Origin of the sequence: Natrialba chahannaoensis JCM 10990 (assembly GCF_000337135.1) — an archaeon.
Lineage (GTDB): Archaea > Halobacteriota > Halobacteria > Halobacteriales > Natrialbaceae > Natrialba > Natrialba chahannaoensis.
Genome location: NZ_AOIN01000053.1, coordinates 1 through 9,153, shown reverse-complemented (window position 1 = coordinate 9,153; position 9,153 = coordinate 1). Strand labels below are relative to the sequence as shown.

The window sequence follows — 9,153 nt, the reverse complement described above, 5'->3', positions numbered from 1 at the left end:
CCTAACGGACACCGCTGACGCGGTGTCCTTGCTCTCTTCGATTCCACAGCGACAACTGACCAGTATCAACAATCTCCTACAGAAGAGCGGAAAAGAAAATGATCGCTGTTCGTACTCGAGTGTCCTGCAGTTTTAGCAGAGTAGCTACCGTCGTGTTCTCTGCATGCATTTCTGCAGGTAAGAGTACATCTGCATCGACATCACTGTACACTCTACCTGCACTGTCTCCTCGGTCCACCCTGTCTACGGTATTACCGTTTGCTCCACCCATAGACGACACAATATCTCACCCAAGAGTATTCTCGACAGCAACGGTACTGAGTTGCGTATCACCGAATCAGAGACAAACAGTCCCGTATACATGACCAAAAAGCACGTATCGTGGGATCGGCTCTGTCTGATCCCATCAACAAACGACCGAAAGACGGCAGCGTTCGAGATGGATCACGAATCACCGTCGGCCGACGATATTCCCGATGACGAGCAACTGCCGGTTGAGTCCGTATTGCAAACACTCGACGACGAAACCTGTCGACAGATACTGACGGCCCTCGACAAGCCGAAAGCAGCAACTGCGCTCTGTGAGGAGTGTGACGTACCCAGTTCGACAATGTACCGCAAGTTAGAATTACTCCGCGAGGCGGATCTCGTCGACGAATATACCGAAGTTCGCCGTGATGGCCCGAACGCAACCCTGTACAAACGAAACTTCTCGACAATTTCCGTCGGGATCGACGATGCAGACGAATTTACCGTCCACGTAGAACGGCCACCGGAACAGCCAGAAGATCGCCTTGCGACGTTCTGGACCGAAATGAAGCGAGAATCATGACGGCGCTGCTCACAACACTGCTCGCTGTCGTCAAGATTGTAGTCCTCGTATTGGGTGGTATCGTTGCGCTACTCGCATATCGTGCCTACGTCCGGACCCAGATCGACGGACTACAGTACTTTTCGATCGGGTTCGTGATCATCACGGTCGGAACATTCCTGGTTGGGTTCTTGCACCACATCGTCGGCATTTCAGTTACAGCTGGAATGCTACTGGAGAGTGTGATTATCGGCAGTGGATTTTTGGTGATGATCTACGCGTTATACGGATACTGAAACGCGATCGGACGGTTTGATACGCTGTCGGATGATTCAACATCCAATCGAGGCGATTTGGTACATCATCGAAACGGCTCTGTTCTAACTATTGGCTATTCCAACGATTGACTACCCCCGTTGGACCGCCACAGAACCGGTTGTCCCACAACGTGGGACCCTACAAGGACATCTTATTACCGCCATACCAAGCTGTGTGTGATGAGCGATACGCTCTCGGACCGATATTCAAATGCAGTTATTTCGTATCGGCGGTGGATCATCGTCTTCGTGCTCCTTCTGACCGCTGTCGTGGCGGCTGGTATCGTGCTGGGTGATGACCCAGTCGATGACGATAGTGATCAGTTCGATGTTGACTCACCGGAAACGACAGCACTCGAGGAGATCGATGAAACCTATGCAACTGATACGCAGTCGATCACCCAGGTGGTCGTCCGTGAAGATAGTGGTGACGTACTCACCCGCGAGTCGTTACTCGAGGGACTCCGGTTTCAACAAGAGATTCGGGACGTAGAGTCGATTAACCAGACCCACGATGAGGACGGCGCAGTCGGCCTCGAAAACGTCGTCGCGACGATCGCCGTCTTCGAAGATCGCGCAGCCGATGCAAACGGCACACACGATACCAGCGAGCCGACACTGGAGGAACAACGGCAGGCACTCGAGTCACGGTCTGCTGAAGAAGTCGAAGCGTTGCTGGAGAGGGTGTTGGATCCGGATCAGGGTCAAGAGTTGCGAGGCAGTGAAGATCCGTACGCGTTCCTACCAGCCTCGTACGAGCCTGGCTCCGTCGAGTCCGAATCACGACTCACGTTGCTGTTCCACGAAGAGGGCGACGGGGCAAGTGACGGGACGAGTAGTGATGAAGCGGCAACTGCTGTCTCCGACGCACAGCTCGAGATCGAATCGATGTTCGACGAGCACTTCGAGGATGGCTTTGTCTTCGGGGAGGGAATCACCGACGCCGCGAGTGCGAGCGCGGTCGGCGATAGTTTCGCGATCATCACGCCCGTTGCGTTCGTGTTGGTACTGTTCGTCCTCGCAGTCACGTATCGTGACCTCGTCGACGTGCTCATCGGATTCCTTGGGATCGGGGTCGTGATGGCCTGGGTCGGTGGCATTCAGGGGTGGCTCGCAATTCCTGGCGATTCGATGCTGATCGCCGTGCCGTTCTTGCTGATCGGGTTGTCCATCGACTACTCGTTACACGTCGTGATGAGATACCGAGAAGCGAGAGGTGGCGGGGCGACACAGAGTACGGGTACAATGGGGAACGCGACAGCGGTTACAGCCGCTGACGGCATGCGTCGCGGGTTCGCCGGCGTCGTTCTCGCACTCGCTGCCGCGACGGTTTCGACTGGCGTCGGATTCTTCTCGAACGTCGTCAGTCCACTGCCCGCCATCCAGAACTTCGCAGTGTTGAGCGCGAGTGGCATTCTCGCAACGTTCATCGCCTTCGGTGCGTTCGTGCCTGCAGTGAAAACCGAGATTGACGAGCAACTCGAGAGGCGGTTCGACTGGACACGCGCGAAGCAGCCGTTCGGAATGGATGCCGGTATCGTTCACGATGCACTCGAGCGCATCGTCTCGCTCGTTCGAGCGGCCCCGGTGGGTGTAGTCGTCGTCGCGTTCTTGCTCGCGAGTGCGGGGGCCTACGGTGCAACCGGGCTGGATACGGAGTTCAATCAGGCCGATTTCCTTCCGGAAGACGCACCAGAGTGGGCGAAAGCGCTACCTGGGCCACTTGCGCCGGACACCTACACGGTGAGCGACGATCTGTCGTACCTCGGGGAACACTTCGCAGATCACGGCCCTGACTCACAGTCACAGATACTGATACAGGGTGATGTAACCGATCCGGAAACGCTCACCGCAGTACAGAGCGCTACTGCAGCCGTTGGAGGTGGAGGAGAAGATGGGGATGGCGGCGGAAGAGTGAGTGGAGAGAATAGCACACACGCGAACACGACAATCGACGTGCGCGCCGACGGAACTGCAGCGATCGATGGCCCACAGACACTCATCGCGTCGCTCAGCACGGAGAACGAGACGGTTGCGTCCGAGCTCGAACAGCGAGACGCGACTGGAAACGGACTCCCCGACGAGGACGTCACTGGGTTCTACGATGTGCTGTTCGATGCGGACGAAGCGGAGGCCTCGGCAGTCCTCCACCGGACGGACGACGGCGAGTACGAGTCAACACGACTACTCCTCTCCGTTCGCGGCGATGCCGCATCACAGAGCGTCGCATCGGATACAGAGGCTGTCGCAGCGGCAATCTCGAGTTCGGCTCCCGTAACGGCAACTGCCACCGGCGGTGTTGTGACGACTGCTGTGGTTCAGGATGCGCTCCTCGAGACGCTGGTCCAGGCGTTCACGATCACCGTCGTCGTGATCCTCGTCTTCCTGACGCTTCTCTACTGGGTTCGCCACCGAGCACCATCGCTTGGCGTACTCACACTTGCACCGGTCGTCGCGGCACTGGCGTGGCTCCTCGGTGCGATGGCACTCCTCGACGTCCCGTTCAACACAGAGACGGTTGTGATGACGAGCCTCGCGATCGGCCTCGGTGTCGACTACAGCATTCACGTCAGCGAACGATTCGTTGACGAGCGCACAAACGGGACACCACTTTCCGAAGCAGTGAGGACGACGATCACCGGGACCGGCGGTGCTCTCCTGGGAAGTGCGGCGACGACAGCAGCCGGATTCGGCGTTCTCGCACTCTCACTTTCGCCACCGCTTCGCCGCTTCGGACTCGTTACCGGGCTCAGTATCATCTTCGCGCTGGTTGCGTGTCTGACGGTCTTGCCGTGTTTGCTCGTACTTCGAGAGCGACTACTAGACAAATTCAGACGCAGAAAACGTGAGGAGCAATACCTGTGAAAAGTGAGAGGCTGTACGTGAGTGTGACTGGAGCGGCATTCACAGGAGAGATTTGAGTGTACTCGAGTCCCGGTTTCGAATTGGGCAGCGACTGCAACCGACGGCAGCGACCGGAACACGAACACACCGTGTTTCCGGTGAATACCGAGGCGCGAGAAGAGTCACTCTATTGGTTGTGTTGTTGGAGATTCGTCTATAGAAGTGATTGACCCTGCGATCAATGCTGGTCGTATTTGGTTTGTATTGGCTCGACCCAGCAGTTCTGGAACGTGCCGACCCAGCAGCTGGTATACTACTGGTATTCAGCTGTTCGATAGCACTATTCAGCTGTTCGATAGCACTCGCTTTTGGGTTGTCCATCTACGACCGACACCATGAACAAAATCTCGTTATTGCCGATGTGATACTACAGATAGTCGACCGATCGCTTCACTGATCCGTCTTCTCCGAGGGGAAGGAGCATAACCAGGCCCTGCAAACGTTGTCACTCTGGAGAGAGACACACCGGATTTCCGGTGAAAGAATCATCAGGTTATCGTTGGGCCGTTGAGGCGATTAAAGGAAAAGGAACCCGTGACCGAAGAACGAGAAAACCTGAAAAGGGGACAAACACACACACCGGATTTCCGGTGAAACAGACTGAGACTCACCTACTCTGTGTTGTATTCTTCTATCTTTCTCAAAGGTTGATGCGGAGAGATGGATAACTATATAACATTGGTTTGAGTATAGTTCATTGATTCGATCGCAAATATCTATAGCGACTTTGTCGCAGAAAGGTGTCTCGTTCCAGAAGAACTGTTCCACATCTGCTCTACGTTCTTACTCCTTCTCACTCCGCTATCCCATCTTTCTTCTGAAGTACTTCCAAACTCTATTGATGGGTCTTCAAATCCTTTTCCTATTTATTAGAGGATCTCTCCTGCGATTTCTGCACCTATATCTCAACGCTATGCTGCACTCTAACCCGATTTCAGTGGCCTTACTAATCTTTGTCCTTCCGATACCCACTCTTTCCACTGCACCAACCACACTCTCTCACCCTATTTCACCGGAAACCCGGTGTGTGTGTGCGGACCCAAACTCATCCTTCATCTTTCGCCTCGTTCCTTCCTCCCAGAACGTGTTTCTCTATATCAAGATCCGTCTTTCCACATTAGTTCGCTGACGTGAATTCACTTTCACGCGTGTTCACAAGTAGTACCCGAGTACTGCACCGCTGCGGCAAATCGGTGAATCCGTCTAATGCTGAATCTGCGCACTTCGATAGCTGCGTGAGCTGTGCCCAACCGCTCCTGCAGCATGTTGCTCAATCACTTTGGCGACATGTATGCTACCAGATGCACTGACGTGGTTTCCTGGTGTTCTGCCGTGATTCCTGCTGTCTTCGGTGACGAAACGTTCAAGATGATTCACCGGAAACACGGTGTCCAAGGTATATGTCTGAGTCCGACGACCTCTTCATTCGGGAAGATCCGATCTTCGTTAACAAGGAACTCCTCGAGATCAGTCATCTTCCCGATGAGGGGCGGATCGTCGGCCGAGACGAGGAGATCGGACAACTCGCAAATGCTGTCAACCCCGCGATTTTCGGACAGAGCCCCAGCAATGTGCTCATCTACGGGAAGACCGGGACCGGCAAATCGTTGTGTGCCAAGTACGTCTCCCGACGACTCGTCGATACAGCCGAAGAGGAGGGTGTCAACGCAGTTTTCGCCTACGTCGACTGTGCACAGGATACGACCGAAACGCAGGCCGTCCAGACCATCGCGAGCTCGGTCAACACGGACGCGACTGAGATTTACATTCCCGACAAGGGAATTAGTACAGCGACGTACTACAAACGTCTCTGGCGCATCCTCAACAAGGAGTACGACGTCGCGCTCATCATCCTTGACGAGATCGATAAACTCGAGGACGACGCAATCTTGATGCAACTCTCCCGCGCCGGCGAGGCAGGGAAGGTGACTGACTGCAAGATCGGCGTTATCGGTATCAGTAACAAGATCAAGTACAAAGATCGAATGGACGAGCGGGTCAAATCGAGTCTCTGCGAACGCGAGTTCGTCTTCCCGCCGTACAACGCAAGCCAGCTGAACAACATCATGTCGGCGCGTAACGACGCGTTTCGCGACGGCGTCCTCGGGGACGCGGTGATTCCACGAGCGGCCGCACTCGCAGCGCGAGAACATGGGGACGCACGAAAAGCGATCGACATCCTGCGCTATGCCGGCGAAATTGCACAGGCAGAGGGTGCGGGAACCGTTCGCGAGGAGTTCGTGGTCCAGGCTCGCGAGCGTGCCGAAGTCGATCGGTTCAGGGAACTTATCCGTGGTTCGACGCCCCATTCCCGATACGTGTTGCAGGCGTTGACGGTTCTCTCGCTCGAACATCGGCCCGACGGTGCGTACAGCGATACCGCTGGCGAGAACGATGGGTTTCGAACGACGCGAATCTACGATATCTACGAACAGATCTGTCGTCAGGAGGGTGCTGACACGCTGTCGCTTCGTCGTGTTCGCGACCTGCTCAAAGAACACGCATTTCTGGATATACTCGAGCAGTCGCGTCACAGTGGCGGGAGTGCGGAGGGGAGCTATACTGAGCATACGCTTCTCGAGGATCCGGAAGTCGTTCGAGATGTTTTGGCTGATACTGTCGAGTGATCAACTGGCGAATCTTGAGTGGTCCGCGGGCTCTTGGCGCTGGCTTCAGTTCTTTTAGTCGGTAGCAATCAGTATTACTCGCCTTAGTAGCCGGCAGTCACAAAGACGTATTCAGCAGTCATGAGCCACGGGCGGCGTATCTAGCAGGTCAGAGCAATGGACGACGTATCTAGCAGGCAGAGCTAGGAACGGCATATCCAGCACCAGCTTCGACGACCGACACTTCTCCGTTCATCGAACATGAACTGCAAGTCGACCTATTCCACCGGAAACCTGGTGTCCTCTGAATGAACAGCGTTTCTGATACCTCGACAGGTGCTCTCGCTCATCTGTTGTCCGTTCACCGGAAATGGGGTGTGACTGCCATACAGTGGCCCCATTTCACCGGAAACACGGTGTCTGGTTCCCCACACGTCCTGTTGTCTGTTGAGAACACCTGATTTCCCTTCGAGAACACACCCCATTTCCGGTGAAAATGGATTATAATTGTTTTCACTAGTTGTCTCTCGCCGGTTGCTCGATTCAATATAACTGTTGGTACTGGCTCGTTTTGAGTAGCGCACTCGAGTGCGTCGGCGCTGAAGTTCTTCTCACGACTGTTTCACCGGAAACCCAGTGTGGTGTATTAGTAGCTTTCGCCATCTATTGTACCGATTCCAATACCTTCAATCACACCAATGCTGCTACCTATTCGAATTGCTCGAGCTGTTTCTATTTGTTTGTACGCTGTTGCCTTGGAGAGATGCTCTCTCCCTGAGGGAGTCTGGATTTGAAAATGGCGACGGACTGTCTCTCGCAATAAAAAAGTGGCAATCTTCACGCCCACTGTTTAATCACGAATCGTCAGAACACCATCGTTCATTTTCACTTCAGTTGCATCTGGTGGGATTCCGAATTCGAATTGGGTACCATCTACGACGACGATCGCGGTTTCACCGACGATATCGAGCGTTGGTTGGCCAGCGACTTGTCCGAAGTCAACCGCGATAATCTGTTCTTCGTCGTACTGGCGCTTCGTAATCGTGATCTCGTCTTGTTCGCCTGCTGCTTCTAGCGCTGGTGGTGTTTCCATACCCTCTGTTGGTGCGCAGCGGTCGTAAGTACCGTGCACGAACATGCCACCCCAGGTTTTCTCACGGAGAGTTGTTTTTGAGCCGGTTCTATCACTGCTCTGTGCCAGTTGTCAGTGCGTTGGTTGTCGAGTAGTGGGTGGTTCGGTGCAGTTCGCTCAGTGGCTGAGCGGCTCTTCTGGCAAAATGGTGTGTACTTTGGCCGAATGTTTGCTGTGACTACGTTTGTAGTACTGACTTATCGCTTGCAATGGGGGCGTTCTGCAAAATTCGGTGTGTCTGATCAGAACCGCTCCGGTACGGGTGTCCTACACTCCGATGACCGCGACGAGCGGCTCTCCTGAGAGCAGGAGAAGAACGTTGTTCACGACCAACAACGCGTACAGCGCGACTATCAACCCGATGAACTGGATATCACGAGGATGTGAGAGTATGTGCCCAATCCCCATGATGATCAACGCATAGAGGGTCGCCGCGAGCGGAACGCCTGAAAATCCAAGATAGTCGAAGAACAGGACTGTTATCGGATTGAGTTCGTTCGCGTATGGAACGACGAAAAACAACGTTGCAGCGACCATATCGACAAACCATAACGAGAGAAAGGCAACTCGCAACGAGGGCGATTCCGGTGGATCGAGATTCAGTCGCGTAACTGTGTCCACTCTCATCTGTAGCTCTCGATTGGTGGCTACAGAAATTACGTGTTGACCTTGCCTACGCTACTGGTACTGTCTCACACGCCCTCTAACTGTTGCTATCGCCGCTTTTCTTTTTTATTCAATTATAATGGGCCGAGTCGTGTTCTGTGCTATCAATCAGTTGGTACCTGCTCTATCGTGCAGGTATGTCGGCCTTGTATTGGTCTCGTTGTACTGAACCCGGAACTGGACCGAGACAGGGTTTCGGCGGACAAATCCTATTTCTCGCCGTTCTGATTCCACTATATTTATTATATCTAGTTCCATACTCAACTGTATGTATGACCTAACTGGTTTCCAGCGTGATCTCCTGTACGTCGCTGCAGGACTTGATGAACCACACGGCCTCGCAATCAAAGAGGAACTCGAGAACTACTACGAAAGCGAAATCCATCACGGACGTCTCTATCCAAACCTGGATACGCTCGTCGACAAGGGCCTCATCGAGAAGGGGACCGCAGACCGGCGAACGAACGTCTACAGCGTTACCCGGCGAGGTCGTCGCGAGCTCGAAGACCGACGCGACTGGGAAGAGCAGTACGTTTCTGAGTTGGTCTGATCGACCAGACGGTCGAGGTTTGTTTACGAAATCTCCGTGAGAGCACCTCTGTAGAGACCGGTTTCTCCTGCGTTTGACAGCTATAGTAGCCACTGCAAGTCACTGCACACCTGATCGCACGGCGGCAGCGCGGTTCGGAGCGAGTGAACTGAGCGAGAACCGCGAAC

Annotated in this window: 7 protein-coding genes; 5 read left to right on the top strand and 2 right to left on the bottom strand. The window is 54.2% G+C overall.

Annotated elements, in window-relative coordinates; translation table 11 throughout:
* The first annotated feature begins 361 nt into the window (after positions 1-361).
* The 4 genes from C482_RS08750 (at position 362) to C482_RS08735 (ending at position 6,659) form a co-directional block, all read left to right on the top strand.
* Positions 362-832: a winged helix-turn-helix domain-containing protein gene (locus tag C482_RS08750; RefSeq protein WP_006167190.1), complete on the top strand. Its 471-nt coding sequence runs from the start codon at positions 362-364 to the stop codon at positions 830-832.
* Complete coding sequence (locus C482_RS08745; RefSeq protein WP_006167189.1) at positions 829-1,107, top strand: DUF7521 family protein; 279 nt, start codon at positions 829-831, stop codon at positions 1,105-1,107. Before C482_RS08750 ends, C482_RS08745 begins: the two co-directional genes overlap by 4 nt.
* Positions 1,108-1,308: 201 nt before the next feature.
* Positions 1,309-3,993 (top strand): efflux RND transporter permease subunit, encoded by a 2,685-nt coding sequence (locus tag C482_RS08740; protein WP_006167188.1) that lies wholly within the window; start codon positions 1,309-1,311, stop codon positions 3,991-3,993.
* Positions 3,994-5,432: 1,439 nt separating this feature from the next.
* Positions 5,433-6,659, top strand: a complete 1,227-nt coding sequence (locus C482_RS08735) for a Cdc6/Cdc18 family protein (RefSeq protein WP_006167187.1) — start codon at positions 5,433-5,435, stop codon at positions 6,657-6,659.
* A gap of 829 nt (positions 6,660-7,488) precedes the next feature.
* Here the strand turns inward: C482_RS08735 and C482_RS08730 are convergent.
* On the bottom strand, positions 7,489-7,731 hold the full coding sequence (locus C482_RS08730) for a DUF7127 family protein (RefSeq protein ID WP_006167186.1): 243 nt from the start codon (positions 7,729-7,731) through the stop codon (positions 7,489-7,491).
* Positions 7,732-8,037: 306 nt separating this feature from the next.
* Complete coding sequence (locus C482_RS08725) at positions 8,038-8,397, bottom strand: hypothetical protein (protein WP_049896586.1); 360 nt, start codon at positions 8,395-8,397, stop codon at positions 8,038-8,040.
* Positions 8,398-8,704: 307 nt separating this feature from the next.
* On the opposite strand from C482_RS08725, the gene C482_RS08720 reads away from it, so the two are divergent.
* Complete coding sequence (locus C482_RS08720; protein ID WP_006167184.1) at positions 8,705-8,986, top strand: PadR family transcriptional regulator; 282 nt, start codon at positions 8,705-8,707, stop codon at positions 8,984-8,986.
* Positions 8,987-9,153: the final 167 nt, after the last annotated feature.